The following is a 24,364-nucleotide window of genomic DNA, read 5'->3' as shown; positions in this document are numbered from 1 at the left end:
TGCAGCCGGCGCAGGAAAGTGCAGCCGCAACGGTGCGTGGGGGCGGCGGGACCGCAGGAGGCCCGGATGCTGGGGTGGAGAGCGCGGGTGCGTCAGCCGCGGGCGTCGCGCGGGAATGCGAGACGGCCCAGCAGCTCAGACAGCTGCGCGCGCTCGCGCTCGTCGAGTTCCCCGTGCAGAACGCGTTCGGCCTCGGCCACGGAGCGTTCGGCCGCCCCGAAGAGTTCCCGGCCCTCGGAAGTGATCAGCACCACATTCGCGCGGCGATCCGCGGGGTCGGGCTGGCGGGAGACGAGACTCCGGTTCTGCAGGTCGTCGACGAGCGCGACGACCTGACTCGGATCCAGGCGCAGGTACTCCGAGATCTCGCGCTGCGAGGGGCGGGTGTCCTGGGCGGCGAGCGCCAGCACCGCGTACGAGCGCACCTTCAGCCCGAAGGGCGCCAGCGCGGCGTTGCCCGAGGCGACCGAGAGGGCGTTCGCCCGCGCCAGCAGAAAGCTGATGTCGCCCGCAAGGTCGGCGGCGGTCGCCGGACCCGGCGTTCCCTCACTCGTCATGCGCCGATCCTAACAAAACGTGGCCAACGTCAATCATTGACATCGTCAATCGATACTGGTTTCCTGGAGTGAGTTCAACGAAGGAGCATCACTATGTCACTCGACGGCAAGGTCGCCATCGTCACGGGTTCAGGCCGGGGCCTCGGGCTCGCATACGCCCAGGAGCTCGCCCGTCAAGGAGCATCGGTCGTCGTCAACGACGTGGATCAGTCCACCGCCGATGCCGCGGTCGCGTCCATCACGGAGACCGGCGGCACCGCCGTCGCCGTCGTCGCGCCGGTCGGGCCCACCGAGACCGCCACGCAGCTCGTCGACGCCGCGTTCGACAACTACGGACGCCTCGACATCCTCGTGACCAACGCCGGTGTCCTGCGTGACAAGACGCTCTGGAAGATGACCGACGAGGACTTCGACACCGTCATCAACGTGCACCTGCGCGGCACGTTCACCTGCGTGCGTGAGGCCGCGGTACGCATGCGCGAACAGGCCCAGGGCGGCCGCATCGTCTGCATCGGCTCGCCCACGGGGCAGCGCGGCAACTTCGGCCAGACCAACTACGCCGCGGCCAAGGCCGGCATCGTCGGCATGGTGCGCACGTGGGCTCTGGAGCTCAAGAAGGCCGGCATCACGGCCAATGCCGTCATTCCGGTCGCCGCGACCGCGATGACCGAGACGATCCCGTACTTCGCGGCGGCCATGGAGGCTGACGCGAAGGGCGAGCCGATGCCGGCCTTCTTCCGGCGTGACCTCGGCTTCGGTACGTCCGACGACGTCGCAGGACTCATCGCATACCTGGCATCGGATTCTGCAGCCGGCGTCACCGGTCAGGCCATCGGCGTCGGCGGCGACCGGATGCAGCTCTGGTCCCACCCGCAGCCGGTCGTCACCGCATACCGCGACGGGGGATGGAGCTACGCCGCGCTGAACGAATCGTTCGACGAGGAGTTCGGCGGGTCACTCCAGGGGGTCGGCGAGACGTTCCCGCCGCTGCCCGAAGAACTGCAGAAGACCACCGAATCGGAATGACATGACCCGGTACGAACCCGCCATCGACGTCGAGGCGATCGAGGCCATCGACGTGCACGTGCACATCGAGGTCGATGCGCACGGACACTCCTCTCTGCCGCCCGACCTCGTCGAGGCCGCCGCGAAATACTTCACCGCGGATGTCGACAAGCCCGATATCGACGGCGTAGCCGCTTACTACCGCGAGCGCAACATGGCCGCCGTCGTCTTCACCGTCGACTCCGAGACGCAGCTGGGGCAGCCACCGCTGTCGAGCGCGGAGATCGCCGAAGGCGCGGCGCGCAACAACGACGTGCTGATCCCGTTCGGCTCGGTGGATCCCCGCAAGGGACCCGCGGCCATCGACATCGCCCGCCGTCTGATCGAGGACCATGGCGTGCGCGGCTTCAAGTTCCACCCCACGGTGCAGGGGTTCGACCCGAGCGACCAGGCGCACTACCCCCTGTACGAGGCCCTGCAAGAGGCGGGCGTCGTGGCGCTGTTCCACACCGGCCAGACCGGGATCGGCGCGGGCATGCCGGGTGGTCGCGGCTTTCGCTTGGGACTTTCGAACCCGATCCTGCTCGATCCCGTCGCCGCCGACTTCCCCGACCTGCAGATCATCATGGCCCACCCCTCGGTGCCGTGGCAGGACGAGGCGCTCTCGGTCGCCACGCACAAGCACAACACGTGGATCGACCTGTCGGGGTGGAGCCCCAAGTACTTCCCGGGCGAACTGGTTCGATACGCGAACTCGCTGCTGAAGACGCGAGTGCTGTTCGGATCGGACTTCCCACTGCTCACCCCCGACCGGTGGCGCCGCGACGTCGAGCAGACGGCCCTGAAGCCCGAGGTGATGCCGGGCATCATGAAGCACAACGCCGCACGGCTGCTGGGGCTGGGAGGCTGAGCATGCCGGTCCTCGCGGCCGACAGCGTGTTCGGCTTCGACCCGTACGACTTCGCGGGCACGCATCTCACCGAGGCGGCGCGCACGACACTGCACAAGCTGCAACGCACCCTCGAGAGCGACATCCACCCTCTGCTGGCAGACGCGTGGGAGAGCGCGACGATGCCCTCCGGCGTCCTGGATGCGCTCGTTCCGCTGGATCTCATGCACCCCGAGGGCGTCGAGTCGAGCGAGGCGGACAGCAGCATGTTCGCCGGCTTTCGCAACTTCGTCCTCGCACGCACCGACGTCTCGGTCGCCACGCTCTACAACGCCCAGTCGGGCCTGTTCCGCACCGCCGTGCGCCTGGGCGGCTCGCCAGAGCAGGCCGCGGAGCTCGATCCGCGCGTCACGTCATTCGACCTGCGCGGAGCCTTCTGCCTCACGGAGCCCGATCACGGTTCGGACATCGCCGGCGGCATGGCGACTCGAGCCCAGCGCCGGGGCGGGGAATGGGTCCTCGACGGAGCCAAGATGTGGATCGGCGGCGCCGCCACCGCAGACGTGTTGGCGGTCTTCGCGCGCGACACCGACGACGGGCAGGTCAGAGCGTTCCTCGTCCCCCGGGACGCCGCGGGGGTTCGAACCGAGACGATCCACGGCAAGGTCTCGCTACGCCCGATGCAGAACTTCCGTGTGCTGCTCGAGGGAGTGCGCGTGCCTGAGTCGGCGCGCCTGCAGGGCGTGAACGGCTGGCGCGACGTCTCGCGCATCCTCGGCGCCATGCGCTCGGACGTGGCGTGGATCGCGACCGGGCTGCAGGCCGGCGCGTTGGATGCTGCGGTGGCGTACGTCCGCGAGCGCGAGCAGTTCGGCCGTCCGATCGGCGGGTTCCAGCTTGTGCAGGAGAAGCTCGCGCGCATGCTCGGGAATCTCACCGCGTCGCTCGGGACCGTCGTGCAGTTGTCGGCCCGGCAGGACGCCGGCGAGCACCGCGACGAGAACTCCGCGTTGGCCAAGATGTGGACCGCGCTGCGCGCACGCGAGACGGCCGCACTCGCCCGCGAGGTGCTCGGCGGCAACGGCATCCTGCTCGAACACGGCGCCGCCCGCTTCTTCGCGGATGCCGAGGCGGTGTATTCCTACGAAGGCACACACGAGATCAACGCGCTCATCGTCGGGCGCGCCCTGACCGGCCAGTCAGCCTTCGCCTGACCGACATACCCATCACAAAGGAGACGCACATGACTACGACCGTCGCATTCGCCGACCTCAGCACCCTCGTCGGCAAGGACCTGGGCCACTCGGACTGGTTCGAAGTGACTCAGGAGCGCATCAACACCTTCGCCGACGCCACCGACGACCACCAGTGGATCCACGTTGACCCCGAGCGGGCGAAGGACGGCCCCTTCGGCGCGCCCATCGCCCACGGCTTCCTCACGCTGGCGCTGTTCATCCCGCTCTGGGTGGACCTGCTCGACGTGCAGGGTGCGACGACCAAGGTCAACTACGGACTCGACAAAGTGCGCTTCGTCTCGCCGGTGCCGGCGGGTTCGCGCATTCGGCTCAGCGCGAGCGTCGCCGAGGTGACCGAGGCGGGCGGCGGCATCCAGATGGCCGTCGATGCCACGATCGAGATCGAGGGCGGCACCAAGCCGGCTGTGGTCGCGCGCAGCCTGCAGCGCTTCTACGCCTGACGGACCAGGGGCGGGCGCCCCCCGGACGCCCGCCCAGCACCAGCTTTCCAACGAAGGAATACGAAATGAACGAACTCGGTCTGGGCGGGTGGCTCGCCCGCCGGCGCCTGCGCGCCCCCGACAAGCTCGCGCTGGTCTTCGATGGGGGAGCGTGGACCTACACCGATTTCGCGGACACGGCGGAACGGGTCTCGGCGCTGCTCGCCGCCCACGGCATCCGCAAGGGCGACACCGTCGCCTACGTCGGCGAGAACAGCCCCCACCTCCTGGCGGTCCTGTTCGGCACGGTCCAGCTCGGCGCCGTCTTCGTCCCCGTCAATACGCGGCTCGCCCCGCCGGAGATCGCATACGTGCTCACCGACAGCGCAGCGCGCCTGGTCGTCCACGACCCGGAGTTCGACGACCGCCTCGCCGCCATCTTCTCCGGCGGTGAAGCACCGACGACGATCCGCACGGGGGCGGGAACGGGCAATGCGCCTGGGCTCACGACGTTGCTCGCATCGAAGGAGCCGCTGCCTGCGTCGACCGTCATGCAGCGCGACGACCCGGCCGCCATCATCTACACGTCGGGCACGACGGGCAAGCCGAAGGGCGCGGTGCTCACGCACCAGAACCTCACCTTCGTCTCGCTCAACTGCGTGATCGACTACGACGTCGTATCGACGGATGTCGCGCTGATGATCTCGCCCCTGTTCCACGTCGCCTCCCTCGGAATGGGCGCGCTGCCACTCATCCTCAAGGGCGGCACGCTCGTGCTCGAGAAGGGGTTCGAGCCGGGCAGAGCGCTCGAGCTGATCGAACGGCACAGCATCACGATGCTGAGCGGCGTCCCTACGACGTATCAGCTGATGGCCGACCATCCGCACTGGCACGACGCCGATCTGTCGTCGCTGCAGAAGCTCACCTGCGGCGGATCCGCCGTGCCCACCCGCATCCTGAACGCCTACGAGGATCGTGGGCTGTCGTTCGCGCAGGGCTACGGGATGACCGAGACGTCGCCCGGGGGCACCACCCTTCCGCCGACGATGTCACGCGTCAAGCAGGGCAGCGTCGGGCTGCCGCAGTTCTTCACCGACGTTCGCGTCGCCGATGAGAACGGGTCGCCGCTGCCGACCGGCGAGGTCGGTGAGGTTCAGATCGCCGGGCCCAACGTGTTCGCAGGGTATCTGAATCTGCCGGAGGCGACGGCCGAGGCGTTCACCCCCGACGGCTGGTTCCGCTCCGGGGATCTCGGCTACCTCGACGACGACGGCTACCTCTATATCGCCGACCGTCTGAAGGACATGATCATCTCGGGCGGCGAGAACATCTACCCCGCCGAGGTCGAGAATCTGATCAGCGACATCGACGGGGTGACGGGCGTCGCCGTCATCGGCGTGCCGGACGACAAGTGGGGCGAGTCACCCTGGGCGGTTCTGACCGTGCGTGACGGCGCGGAAGCCGACACGGACGCGGTGCGCGCCCATCTGGACGGCAAGCTGGCGCGCTACAAGATCCCGAAGAACGTCGTGGTTGTCGACGAGCTGCCACGTACGGCCTCAGGAAAGGTGCGCAAGGCGGACTTGCGGGCGCGTTTCGGCGCGAGCGTCTGAGAGCCGGATGGCGAGCGTCAGTCCTCGACGAGTTCGCGCGGCCGGTCCGCGGCCGCCGAGAACTGCGCTCGAGCCGCCGTCGCAAGCTGCGCGCGACGGAGATGGTACAAAGCGACCGAACGCTCAGAAGGCCACGATTGTTCGAGGAACTCCGGCGGCAGACACGGGTCGGATCTGAGCAGACTCAACCAGTCCGCGATGAGACAGACGAACTCCGACAGCTCGGAGAGGCACCGGATGGAGTCGCGACTCCAGGTCGAGATGAACTCCTCATGCTCGGCCCGGATCGCATCGACGTCCCACGCCTCGCGAACGGAACGGGAAACCGGATATGCGGGCAGATCGACGGCTCGAAAAGCCGTCACGGCGTGTGGCACGAGCGCGTCGGCGAGGGGCTCGAGCGCAGCATCCAGATTCACCTCTCCCGCCGCCAGCCACAGGCCGTCCCGCAGAGGGGCGAAACCTTCCCAGGACAGGCTCGAGCGCAGGCGATGCCGCACCCTCCGCTGCGCCTCCGGCACCGAGAACGTGACCAGGGTCCAGCCGCTCCCCTTCGGGTCGAACGGCCGTTGCGCGTGCACCCTCTCCGCGGCCTCGCGGAGCACCACCGCCGCATCGTCCGACAGCGAGAACCCGATCTCGCGGCCGAGGCGGACCCTCTTGAGGAACCCGCCCCGGGTCATCCGAGCCAGGGTCGCGCGCGTTGCCGGCGCGGCCACCCCGGCCCCGTCGTGTTGCTCACGCCCCCGGCCGCACGGCCTCGCCGCGTTTGGCACGCTGAATCTGCTCGTACACATGCGTGCGCAGTTCGGTGAATCGGGGCAGCGCGCGGGTGGTGATCTGGTCGCGGTCGGCGGCGAGGTCGATCGTGAGGTCCTCCTGCACCCAGGTGGGCGATTTCGACAGCACGACGACCCGCTCCCCCAGGTACACCGACTCATCGATGTCGTGAGTCACGAAGAGGATCGACATCCCTCGCTCCAGGTGAAGCCGGCGCACGAGGTCCTCGAGATCCGCGCGGGTCTGCGCGTCGACGGCCGCGAACGGCTCATCCATGATGAGCACCTCCGGCTGGTATGCCACCGCGCGCGCGATGGCGACCCGCTGCTGCATCCCGCCAGAGAGCTGCCAGGGATAACTCTTCGCCGCGTTCTCGAGCCCGACCGCGAGCAGCGCGTCATCGATGAGGCGCTCACGGTCGGCTCGGCTGAGCTTCTTGTGCTTCAGCGGCAGCTCGACGTTGCCGCGAACGGTGAGCCACGGGTAGAGACTGCGACCATACTCCTGGAACACCAGAGCCATGTTCGGCGGTGGCGCGGTGACCTGGGTGCCATGCAGCTCGACGCGGCCGGAGGTGGGCGCCAACAGCCCGGCGATGCACTTCAGCAGCGTGGTCTTGCCACAGCCCGAAAGCCCGACGATGACCACCAGCTCGCCCGCTTTCATGGTGAAGCTGATGTCACCGATCGCCTCGACGTCTCCCGTCGATGCTTCGTAGACCTTCTTCAGGTTCTCGACGTGCAGAAGCGTTTCAGGCACGCTCCACCTCCTTGATTCCGTGGTACCAGCGCAGCACCCGACGCTCGGTCACGCTGAAGATCACTGCGAGCAGGATGCCGATCAGGCCGAGCAGCACGATGCCACTCCACATCTCGGCGATCAGATAATTCCGTTGGAAGTACACGATCCGATAGCCGAGCCCGGAGGAGGAGTTGAACATCTCCGAGATCACCATCATGATCAGGGCGACCGACATCGACTGACGCACGCCGGCCATGATCCGCGGGCTCGCCGCCGGCACCACGAGGTACCGAATGCGCTCCGCACGCGTGAGGGCGAACGAGCGCGCCGTCTCGGTCATCACGCTGTCCGTCGCCCGCACACCCTCGATGGTGTTCAACAGCACGGGCCAGATCGCGCCCGCGATGATCACGACCACTTTCATGCTGTCGGTGATCCCCATCAGGAGTGTGACGACGGGGATGAGCACCGGCGGCGGGATCGCTCGGAAGAACTCCAGGAGCGGCTCGAGCAGATCCCGCAGCCATCGTACGAGGCCGATGATCGTTCCCGCCGCGATTCCGATGACGATCGAGAGGACGATCGCCAGCGCGAGGCGGCCGAGGCTGGGAAGCACGTCGGTGACGAAGGCCGGTCCCACCCACGTGTCGACGAAGGCTTCGAGGATCGTCAGCGGACCGGGGAAGAACTGCGCCGGCGAGATCGTCGACCACACCCCCCAGAGCACCAGGAGCAGGATCGGCAGTCCGAGGGCGAAGGCGATGTTCTCGCCGATCTTCGTCCACACGCGGGAGCGCCGCCGCGGGCGCACCACCGTGCTCGTGTACAGAGTCACAGCAGCTCCTCCCCTCGAATGGACTGATGCCACGACAGCGAACGCCTCTCGATGAAGCGGAAGATCAGATTCACGACCAGCCCGAGGAGCCCCGCAACGATCACGAGCGAGTACACCCCGACCCAATCTCCCGCCGACTGCGCGAAGACGATCGAGCGGCCCAGTCCGGGCGTTCCGATCACCATCTCGGCGGTGATCGCGAGTATCAGGGCGACGGCGGCGGCGAGGCGCAAGCCGGTCATGATGTACGGCAGCGCGGTGGGCAGCACCAGGTCCTTGATGCGCGATCCGGCGGGCAGCCCGTAGCTGCGCGCGGTGTCGCGGGCCACCGCATCCACGTCGGCGACGCCGTACAGCACTTGCACGAACAGCTGCCAGAAGCTGGCGAAGACGATGATGACGAGGGCGGCGGGGAGCTGGATGCCGTAGACGAGCACGGCCAGCGGGATCAGAGCCACGGACGGGATCGGGCGGAGGAACTCGACGGTCGTGTGCGTGGCGCGCCGGAGGAACGGCACGAGACCGATGATCGTGCCGAGGACGACGGCCGCCACCGTGGCGATCAAGAGGCCGATGAACCAAGCGGTCATCGTGCGGCCGACGTCGCGCCAGAACTCCAGATCGCGCATTTCGTTCGCGAGGCGGGCCAGCGTCTCGGTGGCGTACGGCAGGAACTGGGGCGAGATGATGCCGAGCGTCGGGACGAGCTGCCAGACGAGGAGAAAGTGGCCCTTCGCAGGGATCGGTTCGGGCGCCGGGGCCGGCGAGCCGTCGGCGCCGCGGCGCTCTCAGCGGGGGGTGCGGACATGTGGGGCGTCTTTTCCTTGCGGCTCGTGCGGGGCGCCCGCGAAGGCGCCCCGCACGAGGTACTGCTGCTGCTACGGCGTCTCGTTGCCCTGCGCGAACTCGAGCGCCTCGCTCATGGCCGCCGCGTAGTCGGCCACGAGCTCGGGGTCGCTGTCGAGCAGCTCCTGCGTGGTGAAGTTGGTCAGCACCGTCAGGCCCGGGATGGTCGCCTGGTACGGGTGCACGACGATCGCGCCCCCCGGCACCGACCACCTGCGACATGAAGGGGTCCGGCACCCACGCGGCGTCGATGTTGCCGGCCTCGAGCTGTGCCTGGGCGTCGGGGAAAGCGACTTCGACGAACTCGATCGTCGAAGGGTCTCCGCCGGCGTCTTCGACGGCCTGCATGATCGTCGCGTCGCCGGCGGCGCCGAGGCTGTTGACCGCGACGCGCTTGCCTTCGAGATCCGCGGGACCCTCGATACCTGAGTCCCCGAGCGCCACGACGGCGTTCACGTCCTGCCCGTCGGGGAGGCTCGCGGCGTAGTTGCTGAAGATCACCACGCCGAGGTCTTGCAGGTCCGCGCGGAACGGGCCGAACGCCTGACCCACCGCGAACTGGATGTCGCCCGAGAGCAGCGCGGGGATAGCCTGCGCCCCTCCCTGTGCGGGCACGACCTCGACTTCCAGGCCGTAGTCGGCGAAGATGCCCTCGTCGATGGCTGCCCAGAGGGCGCCGGTCTCGGCGATCGGCAGCGCCGCGACCCGGACGCTGCGGGCCTCGCCGCCGTCTTCGTCGCCGGGTGCGGAAGTCGGGCTGGCCCCGGAATCGGTGCAGCCGCTCAGAACGAGCGCCGCGGCGGCGGTGAGCGCCGCTGCGGCAAGAGTCGGCGTTCGCCGCAGGAGTGCCGGCACATGATGCGGCACCGGGGGCAGGAAGAAGAGTCGGAGACGGGAGAACGCCAGTCGGACGAGCAGGCCGATAGATGAGCGGGAAACCAGAGCGCGATGAGGGCGCCCACCGATACCGGCGGGCGCCCTCATCGAGCATGATCAGTCGCCGAAGACCGACTCGAAGAACTCCGCGTTGCCCACGATCGCCGGGGCGAGTTCACTCTGCGGTACCAGCGGCAGGAAGTTCAGATCCTGGAGAGCCGGGTACCCGTACGGGGACTCGAGGTCAGGATCCTGATTGACCGGGAAGTTCCCCGCTTCCATCACGATCTCCTGCGTCTGCTTCGTGTGCAGGTAGTTCAGGAACAACTTGCCCGCGTCCGGCGACGGCGCATCCTTCACCAGCATCCACTTCTCCGTCGCGATCACGTTGTTCTCGTCGGGGAAATACGACTCGACGGGCGCACCATTCTCTGCCGCCAACAGGATCGACGTCACCGCCGAGAAGGGCTGAACCGGGTACTCACCGCTGCTGATCGACTGCAACGCGAGTTGATCACTGGCAACGGCGCGGCCGTTCGCGGCGATCGCGCGCACGTCGTCCTCGGTGAGCACGTCGCCGAGAAGCAGCTGGCTTACGATCGTCTGCACGCCGCCGGGGGTGATCGGGTTCATGAAGGTGATCCTGTCGTCCCACTCCGCCTCCGCGAGGTCCGCCCAGGTTTCGGGCATCTCGTCCTCGTCGATGAGATCGGTGTTGTAGGACATGTTGAACATCAGCGCCCACGCCGCCGTGTAGAGGTCGCCCTCACCAAGGACCTGATCGGTCGCGATCCGGTCCTCGAGGTCGGGATTGATCTCGAACGTGGCAGGAACGTAGGGGGCTGCGAAGTCCGCGTATCGGTCGGCGTTGGGATTCGAGACGACCGACACCTCATGCTGTCCGGTCTCTGCCTCGGCCTCGAGTGTGGCGGCGAGTTCCGCTCCGACGTAGGTCGCAGTATCGATTTCCATGCCCGGGAAATCCTCTTCGAACGCCTCGTAGACCGGGATGAACTCGTCGTGATGACCGGCGTACAACATCACCGTGGTTTCACCTGATTCGAGCGCTGCGTCGTAGAGCTCCTGCATCTCGGCCTGCGCCTCGTCTGTCACGGCAAGTGGCTCCCAGTTCGGCCCGCCGTCAGCGGACCCTCCCGAACCGTCGCCGGACCCCGAGCATCCCGCCAGGACCAGTGCCCCCACTGCGAGGAGCGCCCCTTTGCTCACATTCTTCGTTGACATGTGCTTTTCTCCTTCTGCTTCTTTCTCGTACCGGGGCATCGCGCCCCGATGGACTGTGCCGGCTACGACTGCGACACGCTGGCGGCCGGGTCGATGTGAAGGCGCAGCTGGCTCGGGTGCTGAGGCCCGCAGAGGACCGTCCAAGTACCCCGATTGCGCAGGTCTTCGTGCAAGATCTGGAGCGGCGGCACGCCCTCCGCCGGCGGACGCTTGATGTAGTCACGGCCCTGCACCGTCACCGCGAGCGACTCCCCCTTGTGGAAGCGCGTTCCCGACGCCCAGATCTCGATGTCCAGCGCAACCGGCTCGCCCGGCACGAGCGGCACTTCCGCGTCGTGCGGGTGGTAGGGCACGAGTGCGCTCGAGCGCCCCTCGTCGAGGGCACGATGGCTGGCGCGAAGCCAGCCCAGCGCCACTGGGCCGTCGGAGAAGAGCGCATTGAACGGAAACTGCACCTCGGCGCCGTCTGCCGTGAGCTTCTTCACGACGACGAACACGTCGGCATCCGTCGCCTCGTCTGCCCTCAGCCACAGCGTCAGGGCCATCGGGCCGACCACGTCGACGTCCTCGGCGAACTCGTGACGAAAGCTCGCGGCGTCGGTCATCGGGTCGAAGGTGGTCGAAGACTCATCCGCCGGAATGTCCTCGACGAGCGCGCCGTCGAGGACATCGAGGAACAATCGCCGGACCTCACCCTCGACCGGCCACGCGGGCAGCTCCCGCCAGGTGCTCTCGGTCGGATCGCCGGTGTCCCGCAGTTCCACACGGATCGCGGGCCAATCGTGGATACCCCGCTCTTCGCCCTTCAGGAAGGTATCGAAGAACGCACGCTGGCGCTCGACGCTTTCCGGCTGGTAGAAGTAGCGCCACTTCTTCTCGCCGTGCACCTCGAGCCACTTGCGCTCTGAGCCCATCTGCGCGTACGCGTTGAGAGTGCCGCGCGAGTGCAGCCCGTGATCGCTCCATGAGGCGACGACGTAGGCAGGGACGTCGATGTGCTCGAACGCGCCGTACTTCTGCTCGTAGTAGTCGTCGTCGAAGGGGTGAGCTCGAAGATTCTCGCCGGTGTCTTCGGTGCGACCCAAGCCGTAGGAGACGTTCTGGGAAACACGATCACGAAATCCAGTCTCGGGGATTCCCCCGTGTGTCGCGAACTCCCGGTACCAGTCGGCGAAACACTCCCACGGACTGATCGCCTTCAGCGCAGGGGGTCGCATCGAGGCGGCCTGATACTGGCTCCCCGCGAGGTATGATACGCCGAGCATCCCGACACTCCCATTCGACCACGGGCGAGCACCGAGCCATTGGATCGTGTCGAAAAGGTCCTCGCGCTCCTGTGGTCCGTTGTGCGGGAAGTCTCCTTCGGAGTGCCAGAGCCCGCGGGGGTCGGCGAGTGCCACGGCGTAGTCGTGACGGGTCCAGTAGACCGGGTCCGGCGACTCGAACCCTGTGAAGGGCGAGATCCACGCCGGGTCCACGCCGGAGCCCGCGAACGTGCGATCAGACACCCAGTGCTTACCGTAGGGGCCCCATGCCAGCAGGACGGGAAGGTCCGTGGCGTGCTCGGAGGGACGATAGACATCCAGGTAAATCGTCACACCGTCGCGCAACGTGACGGCCGCGTCCTTCTCGAGGACCATACCCTCGTACGCGATCGTCTCGTGCCTCAGGGGTGGCGGAGGTGGTTTCCCCACCACGGTCGCCGGGTCGTTCCCCGGTCGCGTAATGACGCCGGGCGTTGTGTCCTCAGTCATGGCGTTCCTCCTTGAACGGCTCGCGTGCACTCAGAAGATGTTGTCGGGCCGCGCGATGCCGAAGTGGTCACGCAAAGTCGGTCCCGCGTACTCGGTGCGGAAGAGCCCCCGGTTCTGAAGCTCGGGGATGAGCTTCGTGCAGATGCGCTCGAAGCCCTCGGGGTTGAAGGGCGAGTTCAGGTTGAAGCCATCGCACGCGCGCCCCTCGAACCAACCCTGCATCCGGTCCGCGATGGTCGCAGGCGTACCAGCGACCCATTGATGACCTGTCGACCGTGCCCGGTCGAAGATCAATGACCGCAGCGAGAGCCCCTGCTCCACGGACTTGCGCCGATAGATCCCCTGGCGGCTCGACAGGGCGCCGATTCCTTCGAAGCGTTCTGCCGGGATCGGGTCGTCCAGTTCCACGTCACTCAGGTCGACGTTCAGGTCGCCCGCGATCTGCAGACGGCCCTGCTCGACGTCGAGGTACGAGCTCAGCTCGGCGGTCAGCTCGTCCGCCTCCGCCTGAGTATCGGCGACCACGGGGACGATGCCGGGAATGATCTTCACGTCTTCGGGCGCCCGGCCCTTGCCTGCCACGAGTTCCTTCATGTTCGCGTAGAACTCGACAGCCTGCGCAAGATCCGGTTGAGCGGTGTAGATCACATTCGCGGCGGAACTCCCGAGATTCATGCCGGGGCCGGAGGAACCGGCCTGGACGAGCACAGGGCGCCCCTGTGGCGGACGGGGCATGTTCAACGGACCCTCGACATCGAAGTACTCGCCGGAGAAGTCGATCTTGCGCAGCTTGGCAGTATCGAGCCAGCGTGCGTTGTCACGGTCGACGATGACCGCATCGTCGGACCAGCTGTCCCACAGCGCCTCGACGACGCCGACGAACTCTTCCGAACGGCGATAACGCTCGGCGGGGTCGGGAGCCGCGTCGATCCCGAAGTTGCGATAGCCGTCCGCGCTGGTGACGATGTTCCAGCCGGCCCGCCCGCCCGAGAGGTGATCGAGCGACGCAAGGAGACGGGCCACGTTGTAGGGCTCGTTCAGCGAGGTGGACAGAGTGCCGATCAGACCGATGTTCCGGGTGACCGCGGCCAGCGCGGAGAGGGTGGTCATCGGCTCGTAAAAGCCGTTCATCATGGTGTCCCCGCGAAGCGTCGCCGTGGCGTGCGCGACGTCCCCGAAGAAAAGAGCGTCGAGCTTCGCGGCCTCGGCCATCTGGGCGATATCCGTCAGAAAATCCAACCCGGGAACTTCCTCAGCCCTGCTCCCAGGGCGACACCAGCTGTTGCGGTGGTATCCGAGTGGCATCACGAACGTCGTCAAGTGCATCTGCCTCATGTCATGCCTTCCTTCTGATGGTCTGGGTCAGCCCCGGCGGCTTCCTGTGGCGATGGCTTTCGTCGCGCTCGTATCGGCAGACGGAGGAGCAGCGGACGAGGCCCTCGGTGTTCGCGCTCTCGGCCCGGCGGCGAGGCGGCGGACGAGAACCGCGATGCCATAGAGCACCACGAAGCCCAGGATCAAGAGCACGAAAGCGGCGGCGGCAACCGGCGCCTGGCCTTCGGAGTAGAGCTCGAACACCTCGACAGAGAGGAATGTCGCTCGGGGACCGGACAGCAGCAGCGGAGCCGAAAGGGTGCCGGAGATGATGACGAAGCAGAGGATCCAGCCACTGATGAAGCTGGGCAGGATCAGTCGCCCGATGATCATGAACAGCGCCTGCGCCTTCGACGCGCCGCTGGTCCACGCCGCCTCCTCGAGTGAACGCGGGATCTGCGCCATCGCACCACCCGTGGCCCGGCTGGCGATCGGAATCGTGATGATGAAGAGCGCGAACATCAGGATCACCGGGGTCGCGTAGAACCCATGAAGGAACGGCAGCGCGAGAAACAGCCACAGCACACCCAGCGCGAGCACCAGGCCCGGCATGGCCAATCCGATCCACTGGCTGAACTCGATGACACGGGCAAGCGGGCCCCTGCGGAATCGCGCCGCCCAATTGAGGATCATCGACGCCGTAACGGCGAGCAGCCCGCCGAAGAACGCGATCAGCGCTGTGTTCCCATACGCCTCGAGCATCTGATCAGAGGCGAAGATCTGCGCGTAGTTGTCGAAGTTGTACACACCCTGCGAGCCGAGGAAGGGCGAGAGCGACACGACCACGAGTTGGACCAGCGGCAGAACGACGGCGAGCAAGGTGAAGGCCACGATCAGCCCCGTGAAAAGCCACTTCCACCCGCCGACGTCGCGCAGCAGCCCGCGCGCCTCCTTGCCGCCAACGGTGGTGAACGAACGCCGCCCCAGGACTTTGATCTGGACCAGCACCAGAATCAGCAGCACCACCATGAGCATCATCGAAACGGTGCTGGCCTCGCCATACTGCGGTCCTGTCGATTGCGAGAGATACGCGTAGATCTCGGTCGGGATGACGTAGATGCCGGCGGGCACCCCCAACACCTGGGCCACATCGAAGGCCTCCAGGAAGAGGATGAAGGCGAGGATCATGACGCCGGAGATCGCCGGCAGCAACACGGGGAGCTGAATCTGGAAGAACGCGCGCGTCGGGCTCGCGCCGCTCATCTGCGCCGCCTCGTCGAGAGAGTTGTCCATCGCCAGGAAGGGGCCGAGCAGGAGGAAGAACTGAAGAGCGACCAGCCTCAACGCCGAGGCGAAGACCACGCCCCACCACGACTCCATGTCGATGACACGTCCGCCCTCGCCGAACAGCGTCGCCAGTCCCTCGTTGATCAGTCCGATCCGAGGGTTGCCGAGCAAGCCCCACGAAATGGCGAAGAACAGCCCGGGGGTGGCCACCACGAGCCCCATGATCACCAGGATGAGACGGCGCAACGGTGTGTTGGTCCGGGTGTAGATCGCCGCGAAAGTTGCCGCCAGAAGGGTCGAGATCACTACGGTCGTCACACCCATCGCGACCGTGGTCCAGACCACCTCCCACGTGCGCGGCCGAGTGAGGACGCCCGTCACAGCACTGGTCGTCCACTCGGATTCCCCGAAGGCAGAGGTACGGAACGCCCCCTGGATCACCATCACCGCTGGGGCGATGAAGCAGATCGCGCACACGATCACCGCACTCAGCTGTGGGTTCAGAAAGGCTGCACGAACCGAATTGACCGCACGCGCAGGGGCGGCTCTCCTCACAGCTCGGCCCTGCGCGCGCCGACCACGCCGCCGGCCGCCTTGGCCGCGGCGATCTCGTCGTCGTGGTCGGGCGCGTGCACGCGGAACCACAGCTTGGAGATCTTCCACTCGCCCGCTTCACGTGCGTACTCCACGTCATACGCCCCCTCTGACCACGGCCCCCAGATCCGTGTCCACCCCAACGAGGTCTTGAAGTCCGCCTGGAGGCGGTGCCAGGTCCAGATCGCGTGGGCCGTGTCGCCGTCGACCGTGATGTTGGGCGAAGAGAGGATGTAGCCGTCCTTGGAGTGCACCACCGGGAGCAGGTCCTGCGTGAACATCTCCTCGATCGCGTCGCGGCCCTTGTGCACGCCGTGATGCCGGATGTCGCAGATCGCGTCGTGGGTGTACGCATCGGCCACCGCTGACCAGTTGCGCACGGCGAGATTGCGCACATAGTCGTTGTGCAGCTTGGTGATCGCCTGCACGGACTCCAGCCTGTCGACCCGCTCGAGCAGGTCCGCAATCGTGCTGTCTGAGATTGAGGCGGTCATCGTGATACTCCTTGGGGTCGGTTGTGGGGGGAGCGGGACCGCCGAGCATGCTCGGCGTGCGCTCGGGAGAGGCCGCCGTGGCGGCCGAACCGCACGGCGAGGCAACGCCCTCGTCGCGCGCGCGGCCGTCGGCCGGCGCCGAGAAACAGCGCGCAGCCAGGACGACCTGCGCCCTCGGGCTGCCGAGCCCCCGCCTGCAGGGGCGTTCGTCGATCAAACGTCATTGTCATTCCGCTCTGTGCTGCGCTGCGCTGCGTGCGTCCTGCCGAAGACGACCCGATCACCGGGCCGGCACACGCGGCGAGAACTGAGGTAGACGCTAGGGAGTGTGGTCGATTTAGTCAACCTTGGAAACTACTTCTCGGACGGAAACCACTGAAATAAAGGGATTGTTGGATGACTACCGCCCCCGAACTAGGACATTGCTTTACTAAATATGATCAGCGGACTACAGTGATGCCGACCGCGATGCGGCGGGCAGGCGCGCCAGTAATGACGAAGGAGTCGACGACATGTGGGACGTGATCGTAGTGGGCGGCGGATCCGCGGGCGCAGTGATCGCGAACCGCTTGACCGAGGACTCCGACCGGCGCGTTTTGGTACTCGAAGCGGGGACCGACTACCTCGGCAAGGACACACCGGAGGAGTTTCGCGACCGCACCCGGGGCTTGGGTATGCAGCTGGCAACCCCGCCCACGATGCGCAGCCCGCATTTCTACTTTCACGGCCCGACCGCTCGACGAGGGGCCGGGCACGATGTGTTCTCCTACCGCCGCGGACGGGGCCTGGGCGGCTCCTCCACCGTGAACGGTCTCTATGCCATCCGCGGAGTGCCGGATGACTTCCGCCACTGGGAGGCACTCGGAGCCGGCGGGTGGGGCCCCGAGGAAATGCTAACGAGCTACATCGCGATCGAAGACGAGCATGACTTCCCCGATGCGCCGTGGCACGGCACCGACGGCCCCTTCCCTGTCTACCGCGAGCCCGAGACCGGGTGGGGAGGCATCGACAAGGCGCTGCGCGACGCTGCGCTCGATGCCGGACACGACTGGTCTCCCGACCACAATGATCCGACGTCGTCCGGCGTCTCACCGTTCGCTATGCACATCCGCGACGGACTGCGCGTGTCGAGCAACCACGCCTGGCTCGACACAGCCCGCGGACGCACGAACCTCACGATCCAGGGCGAGACGACCGTCGACCGTGTGCTCTTCGAGAACGATCGCGCCGTCGGCGTCGTCGACGCCGACGGCGTCGAATACCGGGTCGGCCCCCGTGGCGAGGTGATCCTTTGCGCCGGCGCGGTGCACAGCCCGCCGATTCTCTGGCGCTCCGGCATCGGACCGGCAGACGACATCGCGCGCCTCGGCGTCGACCTCGTCGCGGACCTGCCCGTGGGGTACAACGCACAGGATCACCCCGTGGTCTTCGCCGAGGTCAGCGTGCCGGAGAGCGAGCAGCTGTGCGTCGGCAACCGGCCGACCAACGTCATCGTCCGGTATTCCTCCGGCATGTCCGGCGGCAGGGAGAACGACATGATGCTGCTGGCGACCAACCACAACTACTGGTTCGGTCAGCCCACGGCGGGAGTCGCGATCTCGATCGAACAGCCGCTCACGACCGGGTACATGAGCCTCGCTTCTGCCGACCCGCTGCAGGATCCCCACTTCGAACTCCGCATGTTCGAGGACGAGAGAGACCTGGCGCGAGCGAGCGACGGAGTCGCCCGAACCTTGGAACTGATGTCGCACCCGGCTTTCACGTCACGCGCTCAGAGTCCCGTCAACGCACCTCGGTCGGACGAAGAACTCCGCGCGACGGTGAAGGACACGATGCATCTGACATCGACAGCGCGGATGGGCGCCGCAGGCGACCGCGACGCAGTCGTCGACCCGGATCTGCGAGTGCAGGGCGTCGACGGACTCCGCGTCGTGGACGCCTCGGTGATGCCGACTGTCGCATCGGCGAATACCCTTCTCACGGTTCTCGCGATCGCCGATCGCTTCCTGCGCCGCAACCCCGACATCGCCCGCTGACCCGACGGAAGAAGGATCACCATGCACGACGAGCGCGCCGCAGAGGACTGGTACCAGCGGCTGAACGAGACCCTCGCCACGCGCGGACTTATCGTCGGATCTGACACACCCGGGGCCGTCCGGGTCAGCGTGCCCTGGCGTCCGAACTGGGGCTTCTCGCACGTCGAATCGACCCCCGCGGACGCGGATGCCGCGGTGGAAGCCGCCGCGGACGCCCAGCGTGAATGGAGCAGAGACGAGGACGCCCGCCGGCGCGCACTGGCTGCGCTGGCCGACGTTCTCGAGGGCGAAACCGACCTGCTGATCAATCTGATCTCGTTCGAGAACGGCAAGCTCCTGCCCGCGGCGACCATGGAGGTCCGGGCATCGATGGGGTCGCTGCGACTGGCCGCACGGACGCCGATTCCCTCGGAGACCCTTCGCGAAGACGAGACGGGGCGCCTGCACCTGGTGCGCGAGCCGATCGGTGTCGTCCTGGCCATCACTCCGGCGAACATGCCGCTGCTGATGCTGGTCAACAAACTCGCCACGGCTGCACTCACGGGCAACACCGTGGTCGCCAAGCCCTCTCCGTACACCCCTCTGTCAGCCCTCCTGCTCGAGTCACTCGCCGCAGAGGCATTTCCCCCGCATGTCTTCCAGGTCGTCACCGGAGGCGCCGAAATCGGCGCGCTCCTCGTGGAGAACCCGAAGACGGGGATGATCACGCTCACGGGCTCCAGGCGAGCGGGCAAAGCCGTGATGGCTGCGGCCGCGAGGAACCTCACCCGCGTGCAGCTCGAGCTGGGGGGAAACGATCCTGCCATCATCCTTCCCGACGCCGACCTCGACACCATCGCCCCTCACATCTTCCGCTCGGCGTTCTCCTCGAGCGGCCAAGCCTGTGTGGCCACCAAGCGGGTGTATGTACCCGCGGAGATGATCGACGGGCTCACCGAACGGGTCGTCGCTCTCGCCGACGCGAGCCGGGTGGGCAGCCCCTATGACGCCGAGGCCACGCATCCGGCACTCACGAACAGGGATCAGTACCAGCGTGTCGTCTCGCTCATCGACAGCGCCCGCCAGGAGGGGGCGAACGTGCTCACCGGTGGCGCGGAGGATCCCGAGCACGGTCTCTACATCCGCCCTACGGTGGTCACCGGCCTCGGGGCCGGAAGCGCCCTGGTGGATGAGGAGCAGTTCGGCCCCGTGGTGCCGCTCATCGCCTACGACGATCTTGACGACCTCGTCGAGACGCTGAATGGGGGGCCGTACGGATTGGGCGCAACGATCTGGACCGGGGATGAGCGGGAAGCACGTCCGCTCACTCGACGCCTGGATGTGGGGATGGCATGGGTGAACCGCACCCCCATGCCCGACCCCACCGTGCCCTTCGGGGGCACGAAGGAGTCCGGCATCGGCCGGGAAGGCGGGGCTGCGGGACTCGACGCCTTCTGCGAGCTGAAAGTGATCGGCCTGGACGGTGCTCGGCGTGGCTGAGTCACCGGGTGGCCACGGCCAGCACACGTTCGAGTCCTTCGTCGCTGATGCAGAGGACCGCGCGCGAGAACGCTTCGGAGAGCTCGGGCGAAGCCAAGCCGTGCCCATCGGATTGCTCATGCGTCGCGTCAACAGGCTCATGGCGGTCGACGCTGAACAAGAGGTTCTGCTACCTGAAGGGCTCACCTGGGCCAGCTTCCGCGTCTGCTTTTCGCTATGGGTTCGAGGGCCCATGGAACCACACCGGGTTGCACAGCTCGCCTCGATGAGCCGAGCGTCGGTATCCGCTGCGCGCAAGATTCTCGTCGACTGCGGCTACGTGACGAGTGTGGGGTCGACGAACGATCAGCGCTCGATCGTCCTTTCGCTCACGCCCCAAGGCATCGCCCACACCGAAGAGACGTACGCACGCCACCTCCAGCTCACTCTGGAATGGCTTGAGCCGCTTTCACCACCCGAGCAGCAGATCCTCCTGGGACTGCTGGGGAAGCTGATGGCAAGCCCGCGCGCGGAGGTCTACGGACCTGGCCGCGCCGTCAACACGTGACCCCCCCCCCGACGATGGAGGACGCAATGAGCAACAGCATGAACCAGGACGTCTTCCGCAACGTGGTCGGACACTTTGCCTCTGGCGTCACCGTCATCACGACCCAGGACGGACCCGACCTCTTCGGGACGACGGCTTCAGCCGTCTCGTCGCTGTCGATGGATCCACCGATGATGCTCGTCTGCCTCAACACGTCGAGCTCGACACACGACCACGTTGCGGCCGCGGGCCGCTACGCCATCAATATCCTGGCCGTCGACCAGGGTGAGATCGCCTCACATTTCGCCCGCAAGGGAGCCGACAAGTTCGCCACAGTGTCGCACTCGGTGAGCGACTCAGGACTGCCGCTCATCGACGGAGTGCTGGCTACCATCGAGTGCCGAGTGGTCGAGACAGCCAGCGGAGGCACGCACACCGTGTTCCTCGGTGAGGTCATCGACGCTCAAGCGCGTCCCGGAGAGCCGCTCGCCTACTTCCGAGGCCAGTTCGGCTCCCTCGAACCATCCAACGAGGCCGCCGCCTACGACAGAGTGCGATCCGCAGTCCTGCGGCGCCACACCCCGATCGGTCAGGAGATCTCCGTCGACGAACTCTCGGACCACACCGGCAGCGCTCCGACCTTCGTCTACAACGCACTCGTTCGGCTGGCCACGGAGGACCTCGTCACACGCACCGCGGCAGGAGGCTTCGCCCCTACCCCTGTCTCCGCGGCCATGATCGACAACCTGTACGGCGCCCGCGAGAGCATCGAATCCGGCGTCATCGAGCAGTACCTGGCTGACGCGCCCGAGGAGACGATCGCCGAGATCGTCCGGATCGCCCAAGACCTTGTGTCGCGAAAGCCGGAGACCTCCGAGGAGCTTGACGCATTTCTCGCGGCGAACCTGAACCTGCACTGCACGATCGTCGGCCTCGCCGGTTCCCGGCAGCTCGTCTCGCAGTTCCGCCAGCTGAGCATCTCCACGGTATGGCGCGACACCTACCAAGCGGAAGTGTGGCAAGACAAGCTCGGGCACCCGCTCATCCCGGAACTCGTCGCGGCCATTACGGTCCGTGACGCCGAGAACGCCTCGCGCATCGTGCGAGAACAGGTCAGATTCGTCAAGAAAGCCACGAAGCACTTGATCGAGCAGCACGGCGGCGCGCTCTAGCACGCCACCCGAACGAGGGAGATCCCATGGGACAAATACTGATCGAAGGCCTCGAGAAGACCTTCAACTCCACGCGCGTGCTGCACGGGCTCGACCTGCACATAAAGGAGGGAGAGTTCGTCACGCTGCTCGGCCCCAGCGGCTGCGGGAAGACGACGACGCTGCGCTGTGTCGCCGGCCTTGAGACACCGACATCGGGGCGGATCAGCATCGGCCCGCAGAAGGTCGTCGACACCGCCCGCGCGGCGTCGGTGCCTGCCCACAAACGGCGCGTCGGCATGGTCTTCCAAAGCTATGCGATCTGGCCCCACATGTCGGCGTTGTCCAACGTGACGTTCCCCCTCAAACGCCACAAGCAGGGCACGCGCGCCGAGCAGAAGGCGGCGGCCGAGCGGGCGTTGGATGCCGTGGGTATGTCTGCATACGCAAACCGGTACCCGCACGAGCTCTCCGGGGGTCAGCAGCAGCGGATCGCACTCGCCCGCGGTCTCGTGGCAGCCGGCGAGGTGATGCTGTATGACGAGCCGCTGTCCAACCTCGACGCCAAGCTGCGCGTGAAGATGCGCGACGAGGTTCGTCGACTCCACAACGAGTTCGAGCACACGTCGATCTACGTCACGCATGATCAGGAGGAGGCCTTTGCGATCTCCGACCGCGTCGTGATCATGAATGGCGGCCGCATCGAGCAGGCGGGCACCCCCCGCGAGATATTCTCCGCGCCGTCCAGCCGCTACGTCGCCGACTTCATCGGCTACGAGAACATCCTCGAGATCGATCAGGTCTCGCCCGACGGGACCTCGGGCAGCGCGGGAGAGCTGCAGTTCACAGGATTGGACGGCGCACAGAAGGGTGACGCCATCGCGTTCCGCAGCGGCGTCCTCCGCACCGGTCCAGCTGCCGACGCCGCCGTCGTCTTCGAAGGCACCCCGACCCGACACGCCTACATCGGCGACGAGACGATGCTTCACCTCGTCACGGCCTCCGGCACTGACATCGTCGCCCGGATCCCCGTCGACCAAGAGGTCCCCGTCCAGCCGCAGACCTTCAACGTGGCACGGAGGGACATCGTGCTGTTGCGCGCATAGCCGGACTCAGGGCTGACACGAATGGCAGGAAGGAGGGGCCGAGGCGATCGCCTCGGCCCCTCCTTCCTGCCTGTGCGCTATGCGTCAGCGCGGTAGGACGTGCGTGCCTTCTCCGTCAGAGGTGCCGGCTGGATCGTCGCGCGGATCTTCACCTGCACGTGGTCCTCGACCTGCGCCTTCGATGACGGAGTGTCTTCGCCCCACACCACCGTGACCTCGGTGCCCGGCTCCGCGACGTCAGCGTCGACCACGGCGAGGGAGAGCATGGCCCGCTCGTTCGAGGAGTACCCCGTCCATGTCGAGACACCGACCTGCTTGCCGTTGATCTCGACCCGGTCGAAATGGAAGGTGTCGTACAGGGCCATCGGAAGATTGAAGTACTTCGCGCCGGGACCCTCCTGGAACATCGAGGCGAATGCAGCACCGGTGTCCTCGCCGTTCCACACGAGTGTCACCTTCTGGTGGGCCTTCGACGTCCCGTCCGCGATCATCTTCTCGAGCGCCTCGCGACCGATGAAGTCATGATCGAATGCGACGAGGCGACCGTACTCCAGGTCGAACGGCGTGACGTAGTAGTCCTCGATCCGCTCTGAGAAGTAGGAGCCGCCGAGCGGCGAGGTCGTCTCGTACGCGTTCTCCGTGAGCCAGCGGCGGTAGTCCGCCAGACGCTCGTCGGTGTAGATCGCGGGAAGGGGGCGGGGCAGCCAACCCGATTCCAGAGCGTTGGTGTGGTACGCCCGACCGCCCACCTGCGTGAGGTCGTACTTCTCGCCGGCCTTCAGGATGGCGGCGTGCACCACCTCGTTGTCCTCCCAGGGGCCCCACAGCTCGAAGCCGGGCTCCCCCGCCATGCCGTGACGCAGGGCGCGAACCTCTTTGCCGCCGATCTGGAACCGCGTCATGTGGAAGAACTTCAGCTTCGGCGGCTCTTCGCCCGTGGCCTCGCGGATGACCTCGAGCGCACCGGGACCCTGCACCTGATAGCGGTAGACGACCGGGTCGCCCTTGCGGTAGAGGGAGTTGTCGTCGCGCCAGACGCGCACGTCGTAGTCGCCGGCGACGGCGTGGTAGTGCATCCAGTTGATCGACGGCGGGATGCCCACAGCCTGGTACTCGTCTTCCTCGAGGTGGAAGAGGATGTTGTCGCCGATCACATACCCGTCATGGTTGACCGCGACGAACTGCTTGGCCATGTCGACGGGAAAGTTCGCGACGCTGTTGATGGCGAGGTCGCTGATCAGCTTCAGAGCGTCGGGGCCCTTGATGTTGAGGTCGGCCATGTGGTGGGACTGGTCGTAGAGCACAGCCGTCCTGCGCCACGCAAGCTGCTCGTCCCGCCAGTTGGTGAACTCGGGCACCACACGCGGCACGACTGCGGGCGGGCTCTGCGACTCCCACAGAAGCGACTGAGCGCTCCCGGCTTCGGCAATCGCCTCTTCGAGATTCTTCGGCACGTTTTCCTCCTTGAATGTGACGGCCGGCACCTGGGCCGGCATGGTCTTCAGTCTTGACGCGCACGGCAATTTCGTAAACCATAACTATTCAACTATTCAAATGAGGAATA

22 protein-coding genes and 1 pseudogene are annotated in these 24,364 nt (G+C 66.6%); 10 read left to right on the top strand and 13 right to left on the bottom strand.

Features of this window, described 5'->3' with window-relative positions; genetic code table 11:
- Positions 1–92: 92 nt before the first annotated feature.
- The gene (locus M4I32_RS06165; RefSeq protein ID WP_319033600.1) at positions 93–557 is read right to left on the bottom strand and encodes a MarR family winged helix-turn-helix transcriptional regulator; all 465 of its coding nucleotides are present in this window, start codon (positions 555–557) and stop codon (positions 93–95) included.
- 93 nt (positions 558–650) lie between these two features.
- Between M4I32_RS06165 and M4I32_RS06160 the strand changes: the two genes are divergently transcribed.
- The 5 genes from M4I32_RS06160 (at position 651) to menE (ending at position 5,739) form a co-directional block, all read left to right on the top strand.
- Positions 651–1,583 (top strand): SDR family NAD(P)-dependent oxidoreductase, encoded by a 933-nt coding sequence (locus M4I32_RS06160; protein WP_319033599.1) that lies wholly within the window; start codon positions 651–653, stop codon positions 1,581–1,583.
- A 1-nt stretch (position 1,584) separates the two neighbouring features.
- Entirely contained in the window at positions 1,585–2,472 is an 888-nt protein-coding gene (locus M4I32_RS06155) for an amidohydrolase family protein (protein WP_319033598.1), read from the top strand.
- 2 nt (positions 2,473–2,474) lie between these two features.
- Entirely contained in the window at positions 2,475–3,665 is a 1,191-nt protein-coding gene (locus tag M4I32_RS06150) for an acyl-CoA dehydrogenase family protein (protein WP_319033597.1), read from the top strand.
- 29 nt (positions 3,666–3,694) lie between these two features.
- Positions 3,695–4,147: a MaoC family dehydratase gene (locus tag M4I32_RS06145; protein ID WP_319033596.1), complete on the top strand. Its 453-nt coding sequence runs from the start codon at positions 3,695–3,697 to the stop codon at positions 4,145–4,147.
- A gap of 65 nt (positions 4,148–4,212) precedes the next feature.
- The gene (gene menE, locus M4I32_RS06140; protein WP_319033595.1) at positions 4,213–5,739 is read left to right on the top strand and encodes an o-succinylbenzoate--CoA ligase; all 1,527 of its coding nucleotides are present in this window, start codon (positions 4,213–4,215) and stop codon (positions 5,737–5,739) included.
- Between the two features lie 17 nt (positions 5,740–5,756).
- On the opposite strand, the gene M4I32_RS06135 is transcribed toward menE, so the two are convergent.
- The 11 genes and pseudogenes from M4I32_RS06135 to M4I32_RS06085 form a co-directional block, all read right to left on the bottom strand.
- Positions 5,757–6,458, bottom strand: coding sequence for a PaaX family transcriptional regulator C-terminal domain-containing protein (locus tag M4I32_RS06135; protein ID WP_319033594.1), 702 nt, complete (start codon positions 6,456–6,458; stop codon positions 5,757–5,759).
- 19 nt (positions 6,459–6,477) lie between these two features.
- Positions 6,478–7,278, bottom strand: coding sequence for an ABC transporter ATP-binding protein (locus tag M4I32_RS06130; protein ID WP_319033593.1), 801 nt, complete (start codon positions 7,276–7,278; stop codon positions 6,478–6,480).
- Positions 7,271–8,095 (bottom strand): ABC transporter permease, encoded by an 825-nt coding sequence (locus tag M4I32_RS06125; RefSeq protein WP_319033759.1) that lies wholly within the window; start codon positions 8,093–8,095, stop codon positions 7,271–7,273. Before M4I32_RS06125 ends, M4I32_RS06130 begins: the two co-directional genes overlap by 8 nt.
- On the bottom strand, positions 8,092–8,724 hold the full coding sequence (locus tag M4I32_RS06120; protein ID WP_319033592.1) for an ABC transporter permease: 633 nt from the start codon (positions 8,722–8,724) through the stop codon (positions 8,092–8,094). Before M4I32_RS06120 ends, M4I32_RS06125 begins: the two co-directional genes overlap by 4 nt.
- A gap of 249 nt (positions 8,725–8,973) precedes the next feature.
- Positions 8,974–9,126, bottom strand: coding sequence for a hypothetical protein (locus M4I32_RS06115; RefSeq protein WP_319033591.1), 153 nt, complete (start codon positions 9,124–9,126; stop codon positions 8,974–8,976).
- A 79-nt stretch (positions 9,127–9,205) separates the two neighbouring features.
- Positions 9,206–9,925 (bottom strand): annotated as a pseudogene (locus M4I32_RS06110) (ABC transporter substrate-binding protein); the annotation flags it as partial.
- Positions 9,926–9,934: 9 nt separating this feature from the next.
- Positions 9,935–11,203 (bottom strand): ABC transporter substrate-binding protein, encoded by a 1,269-nt coding sequence (locus tag M4I32_RS06105; protein WP_319033590.1) that lies wholly within the window; start codon positions 11,201–11,203, stop codon positions 9,935–9,937.
- Positions 11,122–12,813 carry a CocE/NonD family hydrolase gene (locus M4I32_RS06100; protein WP_319033589.1) on the bottom strand — a complete coding sequence of 564 codons (1,692 nt, stop codon included), beginning with the start codon at positions 12,811–12,813 and terminating at the stop codon, positions 11,122–11,124. The genes M4I32_RS06105 and M4I32_RS06100 overlap by 82 nt, the downstream gene beginning before the upstream one ends.
- Positions 12,814–12,843: 30 nt before the next feature.
- Complete coding sequence (locus M4I32_RS06095) at positions 12,844–14,139, bottom strand: LLM class flavin-dependent oxidoreductase (protein ID WP_319033758.1); 1,296 nt, start codon at positions 14,137–14,139, stop codon at positions 12,844–12,846.
- Between the two features lie 36 nt (positions 14,140–14,175).
- Positions 14,176–16,059: an iron ABC transporter permease gene (locus M4I32_RS06090; protein WP_319033588.1), complete on the bottom strand. Its 1,884-nt coding sequence runs from the start codon at positions 16,057–16,059 to the stop codon at positions 14,176–14,178.
- Positions 15,966–16,502, bottom strand: a complete 537-nt coding sequence (locus tag M4I32_RS06085; protein ID WP_319033587.1) for a nuclear transport factor 2 family protein — start codon at positions 16,500–16,502, stop codon at positions 15,966–15,968. The genes M4I32_RS06090 and M4I32_RS06085 overlap by 94 nt, the downstream gene beginning before the upstream one ends.
- A 512-nt stretch (positions 16,503–17,014) precedes the next feature.
- Between M4I32_RS06085 and M4I32_RS06080 the strand changes: the two genes are divergently transcribed.
- Genes M4I32_RS06080 through M4I32_RS06060 form a run of 5 tightly spaced genes read left to right on the top strand, consistent with a single transcriptional unit; the run spans position 17,015 to position 22,800 of the window.
- The gene (locus M4I32_RS06080; RefSeq protein ID WP_319033586.1) at positions 17,015–18,538 is read left to right on the top strand and encodes a GMC family oxidoreductase; all 1,524 of its coding nucleotides are present in this window, start codon (positions 17,015–17,017) and stop codon (positions 18,536–18,538) included.
- A gap of 21 nt (positions 18,539–18,559) precedes the next feature.
- Positions 18,560–20,017: an aldehyde dehydrogenase family protein gene (locus tag M4I32_RS06075; RefSeq protein WP_319033585.1), complete on the top strand. Its 1,458-nt coding sequence runs from the start codon at positions 18,560–18,562 to the stop codon at positions 20,015–20,017.
- Positions 20,010–20,564, top strand: coding sequence for a MarR family winged helix-turn-helix transcriptional regulator (locus M4I32_RS06070; RefSeq protein WP_319033584.1), 555 nt, complete (start codon positions 20,010–20,012; stop codon positions 20,562–20,564). Before M4I32_RS06075 ends, M4I32_RS06070 begins: the two co-directional genes overlap by 8 nt.
- A 26-nt stretch (positions 20,565–20,590) precedes the next feature.
- Positions 20,591–21,715 carry a flavin reductase gene (locus M4I32_RS06065; RefSeq protein WP_319033583.1) on the top strand — a complete coding sequence of 375 codons (1,125 nt, stop codon included), beginning with the start codon at positions 20,591–20,593 and terminating at the stop codon, positions 21,713–21,715.
- 26 nt (positions 21,716–21,741) lie between these two features.
- The gene (locus M4I32_RS06060) at positions 21,742–22,800 is read left to right on the top strand and encodes an ABC transporter ATP-binding protein (RefSeq protein WP_319033582.1); all 1,059 of its coding nucleotides are present in this window, start codon (positions 21,742–21,744) and stop codon (positions 22,798–22,800) included.
- Positions 22,801–22,877: 77 nt separating this feature from the next.
- Here the strand turns inward: M4I32_RS06060 and M4I32_RS06055 are convergent, their stop codons facing one another.
- Entirely contained in the window at positions 22,878–24,254 is a 1,377-nt protein-coding gene (locus M4I32_RS06055; RefSeq protein WP_319033581.1) for an aminomethyl transferase family protein, read from the bottom strand.
- Positions 24,255–24,364: the final 110 nt, after the last annotated feature.

The organism is Microbacterium sp. LRZ72 (genome assembly GCF_033792225.1).
Lineage (GTDB): Bacteria > Actinomycetota > Actinomycetes > Actinomycetales > Microbacteriaceae > Microbacterium.
The sequence above is the reverse complement of the archived record's forward strand: the minus strand, read 5'-3'. Positions and strand labels throughout refer to the sequence as shown.